Origin of the sequence: Kitasatospora sp. NPDC101235 (genome assembly GCF_044767505.1) — a bacterium.
GTDB lineage: Bacteria > Actinomycetota > Actinomycetes > Streptomycetales > Streptomycetaceae > Kitasatospora.
This window is the reverse complement of sequence record NZ_JBIWNZ010000008.1, coordinates 90,428-103,900: the sequence shown is the minus strand read 5'-3', so window position 1 is coordinate 103,900 and position 13,473 is coordinate 90,428. Positions and strand designations below refer to the sequence as shown.

The window sequence follows — 13,473 nt, the reverse complement described above, 5'->3', positions numbered from 1 at the left end:
CCCCCCAGCGTGAGTGGGCCGACGCGCTTCGGCACGGCCCGGGAACGGTCGTGAGCACTGCGATCGGTGCACGGACGGCGCGCCGTTGCAGCCGGGCGCCGCCTCGGGCCGACCCTAGACCGTGCGCCGCCCCGGTCATCCGGCTGCGGTCCGCGGCTACGCCAGACGTCGGAGCGCCGGTTCCCTCAGTGTGCGGACCGTTGTCGGGGTGAGGTCCGGGGGAGTACGGGGTACAGGTGCTGGCAGGACACCGTCGATGATCATAAATTCTCTACAGTGCTGTAGATTCGCGGCACGGGCGGTGGCAGAACGAGGAGGACGCGATGAGCGTTTCGCTGGCCAAGGGGCAGAAGATCAGCCTGGAGAAGCCGGGGGGCGGGCAACTGAGCCTGGTTCGGATGGGCCTCGGCTGGAAGGCGGCGGAGCGCAAGGGCTTCCTCGCCAAGCTGCTCGCCGCAGGCCGGGAGATCGACCTGGACGCCTCGGCGGTGCTGTTCGCCCAGGGACGGCCGGTGGACGTGGTCTTCTTCCAGCACCTCAACAGCAACGACGGCTCGGTCCGGCACAGCGGGGACAACCTGGTCGGCGGCGCGGGCGACGCGACCGACGACGAGTCGATCACGGTCGACCTGACCACCGTCTCCGCCGAGGTCGACCAGATCGTCTTCACCGTCAACTCCTTCACCGGTCAGACCTTCCAGGAGGTCGAGGCGGCCTTCTGCCGGCTCGTGGACGAGACCACCGGCACCGAGCTGGCCCGCTACACGCTCACCGGCGGTGGCCCGTACACCGCGCAGATCATGGCCAAGGTGCAGCGCACGGCGACCGGTTGGCAGATGACGGCGATCGGCCAGCCGGCCGGCGGGCGGACCTTCCAGGACCTGATGCCGGAGCTGGTCAAGCACCTCTGACCGTCCGGCGCGGGCCCGGCGCCCGGCGTCAGTCGACGTCGCGGCGCCGGAACCCGGCCAGGGCCAGGGCGATCAGGGCGGCCGCGACCAGGGTGAGCACGGCGAGCGGCGTCCAGTCCATCGCGGCCGCGGGGAGCCGGGGCACCTGGCCGTACGGGGAGAGCCGGCCCAGGCCCGCGGGGAGGTCGAGCAGCGGGCCCAGGTAGCCGATCACGAAGGCGTACGCGGGTACCAGCCAGGCCAGTGGCGTGGCCCGGGGCAGCCAGCCGTACACCGCCGCGGCGAAACCCACGGTCACCCACTGGGCGGGCGCGAAGGCCAGCGCCGCGCCGGTCAGCCGTAGGAACGCGCCCCCGTCGCCGCTGGACGCCGCCCCGGCCAGGCCGAAGCCGACGCCGGCCGCGAGCAGCACGGCGGTGGAGCCCAGCAGGGCCGCCGCCAGGTGCCCGCCCAGCCAGGCGGACCGCGACACGCCGGTGGCCAGCACCGGTACCGCCCGTCCGGCGCTCTCCTCGGCGCGCGGGCGCAGCGTGGCCAGCACCGCGTGGACGCCGCCGACCACCGCGACCACCAGCATGGTCAGCGCGACGTAGGAGTCGGCGAGGGTGTGCCCGCCGAGCCGCGCCAGCGCCTCCCGGATCTGCCCGACGTCCTTGAGCAGCGAGTCGGCGTTGCCGAGCAGCGAACCGTACATCGCGCCCAGCACGAGCAGGGCGGCCGAGAAGCCGGCGAGCAGGCCGCGGTGCAGGCGCAGCGCGAGGCCGAGCGGGGTGCCCAGGGCCGGGCTGCCGTCGGCCGGGCCGGGGCGGGCGGCGCGCAGGCCCGCGCCGTGGTCCCGGCGGCTGCTGAGCGCGAACCCGGCGGCGCCGGTCGCGGCGGTCAGGGCGAGCGCGGGCAGCAGCGGCCACCAGCGGTCGTCCACGAACGGGTAGCTGCGCTGGAGCCAGCCGATCGGGGAGGCCCAGGACAGGGCGCCCGATCCGGCGTCCCCGGCGGCGCGCAGCGCGTAGGCGGCGCCGAGCACGGTGAGGGCCAGCCCGGAGGCGGTCCGGGCGTGCGCGCTGAGCTGGACGGTGACGGCGGCCACCGCGGCGAACAGCAGCCCGGCGAGGGCGGCCGCGGCGCCGTACAGCGCCGATCCGGCGGCGCTGAGGCCGGGGATGCCGAGCGCGGGCAGGGCGGCCGCGAGCAGCAGGCCGAGTACGAGGTCGGCGACGGCGGCGGTGGCCAGGGCGGCGGCGAGCGGGGCGTGCCGGCCGACGGCCGCGGAGCGGACCAGTTCGGCGCGGCCGTTCTCCTCCTCGGCCCGGGAGTGCCGGGTGACGGTCAGGATGCTCATGAGGCCGGCCAGCACGGCCAGCAGGCCGAGCATCCGGTGGCCGAGCATGGCGCCCCAGGTGTAGTCGGCCAGGTAGTGGGCCGGGCCGCTCATGGCGAGCACCGCCGGGTTGTCCGAGCCGTGTGCGATGGAGGCGCGGTCGGCGGCGGTCGGGTAGACGGTGTGGACGCTGTTGGCGGTGGCCACGGTGACCAGCCAGAGGCCGAGCACCCAGGCGGACAGCCGGAACCGGTCGCGGCGCAGGGCGAAGCGCAGCAGCACGGCGGTGCCGGCCAGGGTGGTGCGGATCGCCGGGCGGCGGGGTGCGGCCGTGCGGCCGGCGACCGGTCCGGCGGCGGTGGCGGTCATCGCAGGGCCTCGCCCTCGACGTGGTGCCCGTTGGCGGCCAGCTCGTCGCCGTAGTGGCGCAGCATGAGCTCCTCCAGGGTGGGCGGGTGGCTGACCAGGCTGCGCAGCCCGGCCGCGCTCAGGGCCCGTACGGCGGCGTCGAGTCGGGCGCCGTCCACGGCGAAGTGGACCCGGTTGCCCTCGGTGCGCAGACCGTGCACGCCGGTCAGGGTGTCCAGCCCGGCGACCGGGCGCAGGGTCTCCGCCTCGACGGTGGTGCGGGTGAGGTGGCGCAGCTCGCCGAGGGTGCCGCTCTGCACCACCTTGCCGTGCCGGATGATGCTGACCCGGTCGCCCAGTTTCTCCACCTCGTCCAGGATGTGGCTGGAGAGCAGGACGGTGCGGCCCTCGTGCTTGGCCTGGCGCACGACGTCCTGGAAGACCACCTCCATCAGCGGGTCCAGGCCGGAGGTCGGTTCGTCGAGCAGCAGCAGCTCGGCGTCGGAGGCGAGCGCGGCGACGATGGCGACCTTCTGCCGGTTGCCCTTGGAGTAGCTGCGGCCCTTCTTGGTGGGGTCGAGGTCGAAGCGCTCGATCAGCTCGTCCCGGCGGCGGCGGTCGAGCCGGCCGCGCAGCCGGGAGTGCAGGTCGATGGCCTCGCCGCCGGTGAGGTTGGGCCAGAGTTCGACGTCGCCCGGCACGTAGGCGAGGCGGCGGTGCAGCTCGACGGCGTCGTGCCACGGGTCCTGGCCGAGCATCCGGGCGCTGCCGCCGTCGGCGCGCAGCAGGCCGAGCAGGACGCGGATCGTCGTGGACTTCCCGGACCCGTTGGGCCCGAGGAAGCCGTGGACCTCGCCGGTCTCGACGGTCAGGTCGAGGCCGTCCAGCGCGGTGGTCCGGCCGAAGGTCTTGCGCAGGCCGGACAGGGTGATGGCCTTGGTCATGCTTGTGAAGCTACCGTAGATTCAGAAAAACGTGAAGATTGAGAAGCCGTTAAAGTTCGATCAGCGACGAGCGGTCATCGGAAAGGGGTGCAGGGTGGTGCAGGGGACGAAGGGGGCCGGGAACCCGGAGCAGGGGAGCGGCGACACGGCGGTGTCGGACTTCGTCGAGCGCTTCGCGGCGGAGCTGGTGGTCGCGGGCATGGGCCGGATGCCGTCCCGGATCTTCTCCTGCCTGATGGCGGAGGAGAGCGGGGTGCTCACCTCCGCCGAGCTCTCCGAGCGCCTGCGGATCAGCCCGGCCGCCGTCTCCGGCGCGATGCGCTACCTGATCCAGATCGGTCTGGTCGCCAAGGAGCGCGAGCCCGGCTCCCGGCGCGACCGTTACCGGGTGCTCGATGACGTCTGGTTCGAGTCGCTGACCCGGCGCGACGAGTTCATGCTCCGCTGGATCCGGGTGCTGCGCGACGGCGAGGCCACCGTCGGCGCCGGCACCGTGGCGGGGGAGCGGCTGGCCGAGAGCGCCGCCTTCTTCGAGTTCATGATCGACGAGCTGCACGGGATGCTGGGCCGCTGGCGCGAGCACCGCGCGGCCCAGGCGCAGTAGCGGGCCGGCCCGACGGGGAGTCAGTCGGCGAGCGGGCGCGGTTCCCCGGGAGGAACCGCGCCCCTCGGGTCACTTCGTCGGGGCGGCCGACGGCGAGAACGCGGCGCTGGGGGTGGTGCCGGGCGCGCTGCCAGGGGTGTCCGTCGCGGTCGGGACGGGGGTGGGGCAGCCCGGGAGGGGCGTTGCCGTCGGGGTGCCGGTGGGCGTGGCGGTCGGGGACGGGCTGCCCGTCGGGGTGGGCGTGCCGGTGGGCGTGGCCGTCGGGTCCGGGCAGGTGGTGGGCGTACCCGTCGGGGTGCCCGTGGGCGTGCCGGTCGGGGTCGCCGTCGGGGAGGTGCCGCCGCTCGGGGTGGTCGTCGGCGTCGCGGAGGGCGAGGTCGAACCGCCGGGCGTGGGCGTGGCGGTGGCGCTCGGGGTCGTCGTCGGCTGGGCGCTCGGCGACTGCTCCGGAGCCGGCGTGACCGCAGTGGTGGGCTGCGGCTCCGTGGTGGGCGTGCTGCCGGCCCCCGTGCCCGCACCGTCGGTCGGGAGGACCGGGAGGTACGGCGTGGGCGGGACCGGGGACCCGGGCCGGTTCGGGACGGTCGTCACCGTGCCGCTGCCGAAGTGCGCCATCCAGTTGCGCACCGTCCGCAGGTACTCGCCCGAGTTGTTGTAGCTGAGCACCGCCCGGTCGAGCTGCGCCGGGTCGGCGAGGTCGCGGCCGCCCGCGCACAGGTAGCGGCCGGCGGCCTCGGCGGCGTCGAAGACGTTGTTCGGGTCGGCCTTGCCGTCGCCGTTGGCGTCCACGCCCCAGGAGGCCCAGGTGGACGGGATGAACTGCATCGGCCCGACAGCGCGGTCCCAGCGGGCGTCGCCGTCGAAGCGGCCGCCGTCGGTGTCGGGTATCGCGGCGAAGCCGTTGCCGTCCAGGGCCGGGCCGAGGATCGGGGTCAGGGTCGTGCCCGCGGTGTCCACCTGGCCGCCGTTGGCCTGACCGGACTCGACCTGGCCGATCGCGGCGAGCAGTTGCCAGGGCAGGTGGCAACCCGGCGAGCGCTGTGCCAGCGAGGCCTCGGCCTGACGGTAGGCGGCGAACACGGTGGCGGGCAACGCGGGCCCGGTGGCCGTGAACGGGCCGGCCGAGGGCGGGCCGGGCAGCGTGCCGGGGGGCTGCGGGAGCTGGACGGTGCCGCCGCCGTCGGCCGGGACGCCGGTGCCGAAGGTGCCGGGGATGTCCGTCGAGGGGCCGCCGGGCAGGGTGCGGCCGGCGCCCTGGCCGGCCGAGCCGTTCGTCGGACCGGCGTCGGCGGCTGCGACCGGGGCGAGCCCGATGCCCGTCACCTGAGATCCGGTCAGCGCGGCCAGCGCGGCGAAGGCTGCCGCCGTGCCCGTGAGCCGCTTGCCGATCCGGAGCTTCCGCCCGCCCCTGGCCTTGCCGATCCGCACCGTCATCCGCTGCCCCTCCCCGTCGCCGCCCGGACCCTCCCGGAACGGTTGAGTTGTCGTCATAGTGCCCGTCCAGCTGAGGACAGGGCCCGCCGCCGGGACGATTAGTATCACGACGATCTGACAGGGACAGGGTGACCGGGAGGCGGACCGGAGCCCTCCGAGGGGTTAACTCGGCACCTCAGCGGGGGTGCGGCCGGGCCCGTGCCGTCCCGGGAGGTTTGTCGCGTGCCCCTCCCCGGCCGCCGCCCGGCGGCAACTCCGCTTCCGATACGGAAAGTTGACCGAGAGACCAACTGTGCCGGGACCGGCGCTCCCAGGCGCCGGACCGGCGGTTCGGAGCGCGGGGGTGGTGCGTGCGCGGCGTTTCGAGCCCCCCGGCGCCGCCCGCCGTCGACCCTCCTGACCTGCCGGAACGTCGGACGCCGGACTCGGTGCCCCCTACCAGGACGGACGCCGGGACGCCAGGGTGCGGCCCCACTCGGCCCTGGACGGGTGACGTTCTGGTGAAAGTGGGCATGCCAGGAATCACTGCCCGGCATGCTGTGCCGCGTGATGATGCGGATGGAGGTCCGGACCGTGAGCGCGAACCTGCCGGAGACCGTCGCCGAGGGAGCGGTCGTCCTGCCGGCTCCCCCTCGGGTGGTGGACGACCTGGCCCGGGACCTCACCCGGGCCGCCGCGGCCGTCCGGTCGGCGTCGCGCGACTGCCGCGCCGGTGCGGACGTCGCGGTCGCCGCGTACACCGCCGTGGTGTGCACCGGTCGGTCGGCCGCCCGCACCCTGGAGGAGGCCGCCGCCTGGTGCCGCCAGGCGCCCGAGGCCGAGGTGCACTCGCTGGCCTGGGCGCGGGTTCCGGGGCACCGGGAGGACGTCCACGAGTACCGCGTCACCATGGCTGTCAGCTTCCCCGACGGCGAGACCGGCGAGTACCTCGGGGACACCCATCACGCCTGCCGCTGAAGTCGTATCATCATCCCCATGGTTGAGGGGGGTACGAACGAGACGGTGAACGGCCCGACCACCGGCCCGAGCGGCACGGCCGCGGGGGACCACACCGACGGCCCGCAGGAGCTCTCGCGGGCCGCCGCCGTCGTGGTCACGGTGCTCGCGGCGGTCTTCGGTGCCGCGGTGCTGCTGGCCGTGTTCCACTGGCTGGGGTGGTCCGTGCCGTGGATCGGCTGGATCGTCGCCAAGGCCGGGATCAAGCTCGCCGTCGGCGGCTTCGCCGGGCTGGCGGTCGGCTTCGCCTGGCTCCGGGCCAGGCTGCGGGCGCGGCCCCGGAGCTGAGCACCCGGCCGCTCAACCGGCCTGCGGGGAGGGGCAGGTGAGGTCGCGGTCGGGCGCGGTGTCCTCCAGCAGGTAGCGCTCGACCACCCCGTTGACGCAGGTGTTGGAGGTGGGGTACTGGCCGTGGTCGCCGTTCCCGGTGACGGTGACCAGCCTGGAGCCGCGCAGCGCGCGGTGGGCGCCGAGCGCGGCCTCGTAGTAGGTCGCCGGATCGTGCACCGAGTTGAGCATCAGTGTGGTCGGCAGGTGGGCGCCGGTCACCTTGACCCTGGGCGCGGGGGCGACGGGCCATGCGGCGCAGACCGCGCTGAAGGCGAGCGTCCGGGCGCCGGCCAGCGGCCGGCGGGCGGTGTTCTCGGCCCCCCGCTCGATCCAGGTGTCCAGGTCCCTGGTCCACGGGGTGTCGTTACAGGTCACCGCGAAGTAGTCGGCGAGGAACTCCGGGCTGAGGTAGCTGTTGAAGGCCTTCGCGGCCGCCGCCCGGACGGCGGGGTCGGCGCCCTGCCAGTCGTCGACGGTGGCCAGGATCCGGGCCAGGGCGGGGAAGCCGGACGCCCGGTAGATCGCCGACATGGCGAGGCTGTCCAGCTGGTTCGGGCCGATCGTCACCGAGCCCTCGACGATGGGGGAGTCGTGCAGCGCGGCGCGCCGCTGCTCCCAGTGCGCCTGCACCTGCTCCGGCGTCGAGCCCCAGTGGTAGGTGGCGTCCCGGGCCGCGAGCCAGGGCACGAAGTCCTCGTCGAAACGGCGCTGGAAGCTCATCGGCTGGCCCAGCTCGAACGTCTCCCAGGTGCCGTCGAAGCCGATGTTGCTGTCCAGCACCATCCGCTCGACCCGGTGCGGGAACAGCGTCCCGTAGTAGGCGCCGATCATCGAGGCGTAGGACGGGCCGTAGTAGCTGAGCTTGCGCTCGCCGAGCAGGCCGCGGAACAGGTCGATGTCGTGCGCGGTCTGCTCGGTGGTCAGGTACGGGATCAGGTCGCCACTGCGCTCCTGGCAACCGGCGGCGAGTTTCCTGGCGTTGGCGATGACGCGGTCGATCGCGGCAGGGGACTGGTCGCGGTAGTCGCCGGCCAGGAACTCCTTGAACTCCTCGGGGGTCTGACAGACCGCCCTGGTGCTCTCGCCGACCCCGCGCTGGTCGAAGCCGACGATGTCGTACGCGGCGCCGACCGCGGGGGCGCCGGCGGCCAGATCGGCCGGGCGCAGCAGGCCGGTGCCGCCGGGGCCGCCGGCGGCCATCAGCAGGGTGCCCCGGCGCTTGGCCGGGTCGGTGGCCCGGTGCCGGGAGACGGCGATGGTCAGGTCGGCCCCGACACCGGGGTGGTGCCAGTCGCGCGGGGCGGTCATGGTGGCGCAGTCCAGGGCGGGCTGTCGGGCGCAGGGCTGCCAGTTCAGGGTCTGGTGGGTGTAGCGGGCGGGCGCCGGGTCGGCGTCGCCCGGGTCGCGGCCGGTGGCGGCATCGGCGGTGGCGGGCACGGCCAGGCCTGCCAGGACGGCGGCGGCGACGGCCAGGGCGGCGCGGCGGGCTCGGGGGGCGCGCCCGGCCGCGCCGGCCGAGGTCCGCTGGGCCGAGGTGGTGCGGGCGGTGCTGCTCTGGGCTTCGGTCTTGGTCACGGAAGCGATCCTGTCCGAGCCCGGTCTGATGATCGATCACCCCCGCTGCCGTCTTCGGGGTGGTGCTGGGTACACCCCCGCCGGGGCGGGGGCGCCGGGTGGCCCGGGCGTTCAGTAGGCGGCGGTGAAACGCGCCCGGCGGTGGACGGGCTGCTCGGCCTCGTCGAGGAGCGCGACGGCGAGGTCCTCCATGGAGATCGCCGAGTTGCCCTCGGTGTCGACCAGCAGGTCGTCGTGGCCGATCCGGAACCGACCGGTGCGCGTGCCGGGCTCCAGCACCGCGGCAGGGCTCAGGTACGTCCAGTCGACGTCCGGGCCGGTGGCGCGGTAGAGGTCGAGCTGCTCGTTGCAGGCCAGGGCGATCGGCCGGATCTCCTCGGGGAAGCCGGGGCTGTCGACCAGGGTGGTCCCGCCGCCGCCCGGGACGAGGAGGCTGCCCGCGCCGCCGACGGCCAGCAGCCGCACGCCGGTGCCGGCGATTCCGGTGAGCAGGCCCTTGGTGGCGATGGCCAGCTCGTGCTCGCTGCCGGGCACCGGACGGGTGGCGGTGACCACCACGTCCTGTCCGGGCGCGATCCGGGCGACGTCCTCGGCGTTGCGGGCATCGCCGACGACCAGGGTGGCGGCGGACGGCAGGCCGTGCGGCTTCGCCGGGTCCCGTACGACGGCGGTGACCTGGTGGCCGCGGGCCAGGGCCTCGGCCACGACCCGGCTGCCGACGTTGCCGGTGGCGCCGAACACGGTGATGCGCATGGGTACTCCCTGAAGGTGGTGGGGACGGCCGGGGGACGGGGTCAGGCGTTCTCGCGGACGGACCGCGGGGCGGCCGTCGGTTCGGCCGAGGGTGCCGAACGCGGTGCGGTGCGCGGTCGTTGGGTCTGGGCGGCGAGCAGCGAGCCGAGCACGACCAGCGCTCCGAGCGCCTGGAGCGGGCTGAGGTCCTGGCCGAGCGCCAGCCAGCCGAGCAGGGTGGCGACCACCGGGCTGAGCAGGGCGAGGAAGGAGACCGAGGTCGGCGACAGCTCCCGCAGGCCCCGGAACCAGAGCGCGTAGGTGACGGCCGCGCCGATCAGGCAGAGGTAGGCGTAGCCGAGCACGTTGGGGAGGGTGTAGTGGGACGGCGGCGCACCCTCGGTGAGCAGCGTGACCGGCACCAGCAGCAGTCCGCCGGCGGTGAGCTGCCAGCCGGTGGTGGCGAGCATCGGAGCGGGGGAGACCCAGCGCTTGGAGAGGACGATGCCGGCGGCCATCACCACGGCGCCGCCGAGCGCGGCGACCACCCCGATCGTGTCCGGTTCGGCGTCGGCCCGCAGCACCAGCAGGCTGACGCCCGCGACGCCCGCGATGCCGGACAGCACGGTGCGCAGGGTGAGCCGGTCGCCGAGGACCAGGGCCGAGAGCCCGGCGGTGATCAGCGGCTGGACGGCGCCGACGGTGGCCGCGATGCCGCCGGGCAGACGGTAGGCGGCGATGAAGAGCAGGGCCTGGAAAACCCCGATGTTGAGCGCGCCGAGGACGAGTGAGCGCCACCACCAACTGCCCTGCGGCAGGCGGCGGGTGAGGGCGATCAGGAGCAGCCCGGCGGGCAGGCAGCGCAGGACGGCGGCGAGCAGCGGGCGGCCGGGCGGCAGGAGTTCGGTGGTGGCCAGGTAGGTCGTGCCCCAGACCGCCGGGGCGAGGGCCGTCACCAGGACGAGGGCGAGGCGATTTCTTAGCACTAAGGCAATGTATCTCAGCGCTAAGACATTCTTCACCGCGTCGGGTGAGTGATGTGGCTCACGGTTACCTCACCGCTAAGGAATCCGAGCGGGATCGCTACCCTGAACCCGTGGCAGATCATGTGGACCGCGTCGTCGCGCAATGGGGTGCCGAGCGCCCCGACCTGGACGTCTCCCCGATGGAGGTGTTCGGCCGGCTCAAGCGCCTCTACCGGCTGGTGGACGCGGCGCTCAACCGCACCTTCGCCGAGCACGGGCTGGACGCCGCCTCGTTCGACGTCCTCGCCACCCTCAAGCGCAGCGGCCCGCCCTACCGCCTCACCCCCACCGGCCTGATGCAGTCCGCGATGGTCACCTCCGGTGCCATCACCCAGCGCCTGGACCGGCTGGAGGCCCGCGGCCTGGTCACCCGCACCCGCAGCGACCAGGACGGCCGCAGCCGCGAGGTCGCCCTCACCCCCGAGGGCCACGCCCTGATCGACCGGGCGCTGCCCGACCACCTCGCCACCGAGCACCGCATGCTGGCGGGCCTCGACGAGGCGCAGCGGACCGCGCTCGTCGAGGCGATGCGCGCCCTGCTGGCAGACCTCGGGGAGTAGTCGGGCCCGCATCCGCCCCGTGTCCGGCCCGGGCGGCGGCTCCCGCGGACGCGATCGTGACCCCCGTCCACGACCCCGCCCGCGGGCTCCGCCCCGGCAGGTGCCCGTCCCGGCCGGTCCGCGCTACGGCCTGACCGCCACCGCCTTGAAGAACGTGTAGTGGAAGGTCCCGCCCGGTTCCGCCGCGCGGCGCAGCTCCGCGATACCCCGGTCGAACGCCTCCGGGGTGGTCAGCCCGGCGGCCAGCGCCTCCGCCCGGACGGACTCGACCATGGCGACGAAGGTCCGCCGGGTGAAGCCCTCCACCAGGGCCGGGCGGGCGTCGTCCGCAAAGACCGTGCGCGGGCGGACCGACACCCGCGCGAAGCCGGCCGAGGTCAGCAGCGGGTGGAGGCGGCGGCCGAGCAGGCCGTCGCCGCCCGCCCGGGCCTGCAGCCGGACCAGGTGGTCGATGGTGCGGCGGGCCGCCGGGCTCTCCGGGTGGAAGAACGCCGAGCCGTGGTCGCCCTCGATCACCGTGATCGTCCCGCCCGGCCGCAGCACCCGGCGCAGCGCCGCCAGCCCGGCCGTCGGGTCGGGCAGGTGCTCCAGCACGAAGCACAGGAAGACGTGGTCGAACGAGCCGTCAGGGAACGGCAGCCGGTGCAGGTCGCCGTGGTGCCAGGTGACGTCCGCAGTGGGCGCCTGCGCGGCCACCCGGGCCCGGGCCTGCGCCAGCGACTGCGCCGAGAGGTCCGCCGCCGTCAGCCGCACGCCCGGGCTGGCGGCCAGCAGGTGCACGGTCTGCGCGCCCACCCCGCAGCCGGCCTCCAGAACCCGGCTGCCCGCCGGGTACGCCGTGCCCGCGTGCAGCAGTTCGGCGAGGGTGTCGGCCTGGTCGCCGAGGCGCTGGGCCTCGGTCTCCGAGTAGCCGTGGACGTAGTCGTGGTGGTGCCCCGGTGCTGCCGCATCCGCGGGCGCCGTCGTCTCCGTGGTCATGGCCCCACCCTCGCCGCCACTATGGTCCGGTGAACAGGTCCAAAGCCGAGGCATCCGACCGGTCCAAAGAGACCGGCGCCGACTTCCTCCAGCTCGACACCGCCGACGCCCCGTCCGGCGGCCTCACCGACTGGCTCGCCCGCCGGCTGCGCGAGGCGGTCGCCGACGGGCGGCTCCCGGCCGGCAGCCGGCTGCCCGCCAGCCGGGTGCTCGCGGCCGAACTCGGGGTCTCCCGCGGGGTGGTGACCGACGCCTACCAGCGCCTCGCCGAGGAGGGACAGGTCGCCGGCCGCGGGCGGGGCGGCACGGTCGTGGTCGCGGCCCCCGCCGTACCGGGGGAGGCGCCTGTGACGGAACCGCCCCGCCCGGCACCCGCGCTGTTCCGGGACGACCCCGAACCCGAGGTCTTCGACCTGCTGCGCGCCACCCCCGCCCGGATCGACCTCACCCCCGGGGTGCCCGACCTCGCGGCCTTCCCCCGCGCCGCCTGGCTGCGCGCCGAGCGGGCCGTCCTCGACGGCCTCGCCGCATCCGACCTCGGCTACGGCGACGTGCGCGGCACCCCGGCCCTGCGCCGGGCCGTCGCCCACTGGCTGGCCCGCAACCGGGGCATCCGCGCCGACCCGGACGAGGTGCTGATCGTCGCCGGCACGGCCCAGGCCCTGGCCCTGCTCGGCCGTGCCCTCGGCCGGGCGGGCATCAACGAGGTCGCGGTCGAGGACCCGGGCTCACTCGGCGCCCGGCAGCACCTCGCCCACTGGCTCGCCGCCACCCCGCCCGTCCCGGTCGACGGCGAGGGCATCCGGGTCGACGCGCTGCGCGCCACCGGTGCCCCGGCCGTCCTGCTCACCCCCGCCCACCAGTACCCGACCGGCGTCGTCCTCGGCGGCGACCGACGGCGCGAGCTGCTGCGCTGGGCGGGCGAGGGCGGCCTGGTCATCGAGGACGACTACGACGCCGAGCACCGCTACGACCGCCCGCCCGTCCCGGCCCTGCGGGCCGCCCTGCCGGACCGGGTCTGTTACGCGGGCAGCATCTCCAAGCTGCTCGCCCCCGCTCTGCGCACCGGCTGGCTGCTGGTCCCGGCCCGGCTGCGGGACGCCGTCCTGGACGCCAAGCGTTTCGCCGACCTCGGCAACCCGGTGCTGCCCCAGCTGGTCCTCGCCCGGCTGCTGGAGTCCGGCGACCTCGACCGCCACCTGCGGCTGCTGCGCCGCCGACACCGCCGGCGCCGGGACGCCATGATCGCCGCCATCCGCGCCCACCTGCCGGGAGCCACCGTGCACGGTGCGGCGGCGGGCCTCCACCTGATGCTGACGCTTCCGGAGGAACCCGGCCGCACCGACACCGAGTTGGCCGCCGCCGCACTGGCCGAGGGGGTCAAGGTGCAGCCGTTGTCCTGGCACGCCCGGCTCCCGTACCCGCCCGGGCTGGTCCTCGGCTACGCGGCGGGCTCGGTGGCGGAGATCGCCGAGGGCCTGGCCGTCCTGGGCCGCCTGGTCCGCCGTTCGCCCTGAGGCGTGCGCCGGGTCCACCCGGCGCGCTTCGCCGGTGGCGGATGCCGGGCCCGCGCGTCGCGGTCGAGGCCGGCCCGGAGTGCGACCGCCGTCACCTTCTGTGGTGCAAAAGCTGGAATGCCGGATGAATCCGGTGCAGGGGGGAATGCCGCGTCACGCCCCTGGGTACGTTGACATGCCGAAGTCAAATGCCGACCCGGG

The 13,473-nt window shown here is 75.1% G+C and carries 13 protein-coding genes; 6 read left to right on the top strand and 7 right to left on the bottom strand.

The features are described from left to right. Positions 1-323: 323 nt before the first annotated feature. The gene (locus tag ACIRRH_RS15995; RefSeq protein ID WP_224284496.1) at positions 324-911 is read left to right on the top strand and encodes a TerD family protein; all 588 of its coding nucleotides are present in this window, start codon (positions 324-326) and stop codon (positions 909-911) included. 28 nt (positions 912-939) lie between these two features. Here the strand turns inward: ACIRRH_RS15995 and ACIRRH_RS15990 are convergent, their stop codons facing one another. Both ACIRRH_RS15990 and ACIRRH_RS15985 read right to left on the bottom strand, forming a co-directional pair. Continuing rightward, positions 940-2,598, bottom strand: coding sequence for an ABC transporter permease (locus ACIRRH_RS15990; RefSeq protein ID WP_403067057.1), 1,659 nt, complete (start codon positions 2,596-2,598; stop codon positions 940-942). After that, positions 2,595-3,521, bottom strand: a complete 927-nt coding sequence (locus tag ACIRRH_RS15985; protein ID WP_403067055.1) for an ABC transporter ATP-binding protein — start codon at positions 3,519-3,521, stop codon at positions 2,595-2,597. The genes ACIRRH_RS15990 and ACIRRH_RS15985 overlap by 4 nt, the downstream gene beginning before the upstream one ends. Before the next feature lie 94 nt (positions 3,522-3,615). Between ACIRRH_RS15985 and ACIRRH_RS15980 the strand changes: the two genes are divergently transcribed. Continuing rightward, positions 3,616-4,125 (top strand): GbsR/MarR family transcriptional regulator, encoded by a 510-nt coding sequence (locus ACIRRH_RS15980; RefSeq protein WP_403067053.1) that lies wholly within the window; start codon positions 3,616-3,618, stop codon positions 4,123-4,125. A gap of 69 nt (positions 4,126-4,194) precedes the next feature. Here ACIRRH_RS15980 and ACIRRH_RS15975 read toward each other — a convergent pair whose 3' ends face one another. After that, the gene (locus tag ACIRRH_RS15975; protein ID WP_403067051.1) at positions 4,195-5,616 is read right to left on the bottom strand and encodes a lytic transglycosylase domain-containing protein; all 1,422 of its coding nucleotides are present in this window, start codon (positions 5,614-5,616) and stop codon (positions 4,195-4,197) included. A gap of 516 nt (positions 5,617-6,132) precedes the next feature. On the opposite strand from ACIRRH_RS15975, the gene ACIRRH_RS15970 reads away from it, so the two are divergent. Together ACIRRH_RS15970 and ACIRRH_RS15965 are read left to right on the top strand one after the other, a co-directional pair. Then, a complete protein-coding gene (locus tag ACIRRH_RS15970) occupies positions 6,133-6,516 on the top strand; it encodes a hypothetical protein (protein ID WP_403067049.1) in 384 nt (127 codons plus the stop codon). Positions 6,517-6,534: 18 nt separating this feature from the next. Further along, entirely contained in the window at positions 6,535-6,843 is a 309-nt protein-coding gene (locus ACIRRH_RS15965; protein ID WP_403067047.1) for a hypothetical protein, read from the top strand. A 12-nt stretch (positions 6,844-6,855) separates the two neighbouring features. Here the strand turns inward: ACIRRH_RS15965 and ACIRRH_RS15960 are convergent, their stop codons facing one another. The 3 genes from ACIRRH_RS15960 to ACIRRH_RS15950 all read right to left on the bottom strand — a co-directional run bounded on the left by ACIRRH_RS15960 (position 6,856) and on the right by ACIRRH_RS15950 (position 10,178). Next, the gene (locus tag ACIRRH_RS15960; protein ID WP_403067045.1) at positions 6,856-8,460 is read right to left on the bottom strand and encodes an alpha/beta hydrolase; all 1,605 of its coding nucleotides are present in this window, start codon (positions 8,458-8,460) and stop codon (positions 6,856-6,858) included. Between the two features lie 111 nt (positions 8,461-8,571). Further along, positions 8,572-9,213 (bottom strand): NAD(P)-dependent oxidoreductase, encoded by a 642-nt coding sequence (locus ACIRRH_RS15955; protein ID WP_403067043.1) that lies wholly within the window; start codon positions 9,211-9,213, stop codon positions 8,572-8,574. A gap of 41 nt (positions 9,214-9,254) precedes the next feature. Then, positions 9,255-10,178, bottom strand: coding sequence for an EamA family transporter (locus ACIRRH_RS15950; protein WP_403067041.1), 924 nt, complete (start codon positions 10,176-10,178; stop codon positions 9,255-9,257). Between the two features lie 110 nt (positions 10,179-10,288). Here ACIRRH_RS15950 and ACIRRH_RS15945 point away from each other — a divergent pair, with 110 nt between their 5' ends. After that, entirely contained in the window at positions 10,289-10,777 is a 489-nt protein-coding gene (locus ACIRRH_RS15945; protein ID WP_403067039.1) for a MarR family winged helix-turn-helix transcriptional regulator, read from the top strand. Between the two features lie 123 nt (positions 10,778-10,900). Here ACIRRH_RS15945 and ACIRRH_RS15940 read toward each other — a convergent pair whose 3' ends face one another. Continuing rightward, positions 10,901-11,755 carry a methyltransferase domain-containing protein gene (locus ACIRRH_RS15940; RefSeq protein WP_403067037.1) on the bottom strand — a complete coding sequence of 285 codons (855 nt, stop codon included), beginning with the start codon at positions 11,753-11,755 and terminating at the stop codon, positions 10,901-10,903. Between the two features lie 29 nt (positions 11,756-11,784). On the opposite strand from ACIRRH_RS15940, the gene ACIRRH_RS15935 reads away from it, so the two are divergent. After that, positions 11,785-13,272: a PLP-dependent aminotransferase family protein gene (locus ACIRRH_RS15935; RefSeq protein WP_403067035.1), complete on the top strand. Its 1,488-nt coding sequence runs from the start codon at positions 11,785-11,787 to the stop codon at positions 13,270-13,272. The last annotated feature ends 201 nt before the right edge of the window (positions 13,273-13,473 follow it).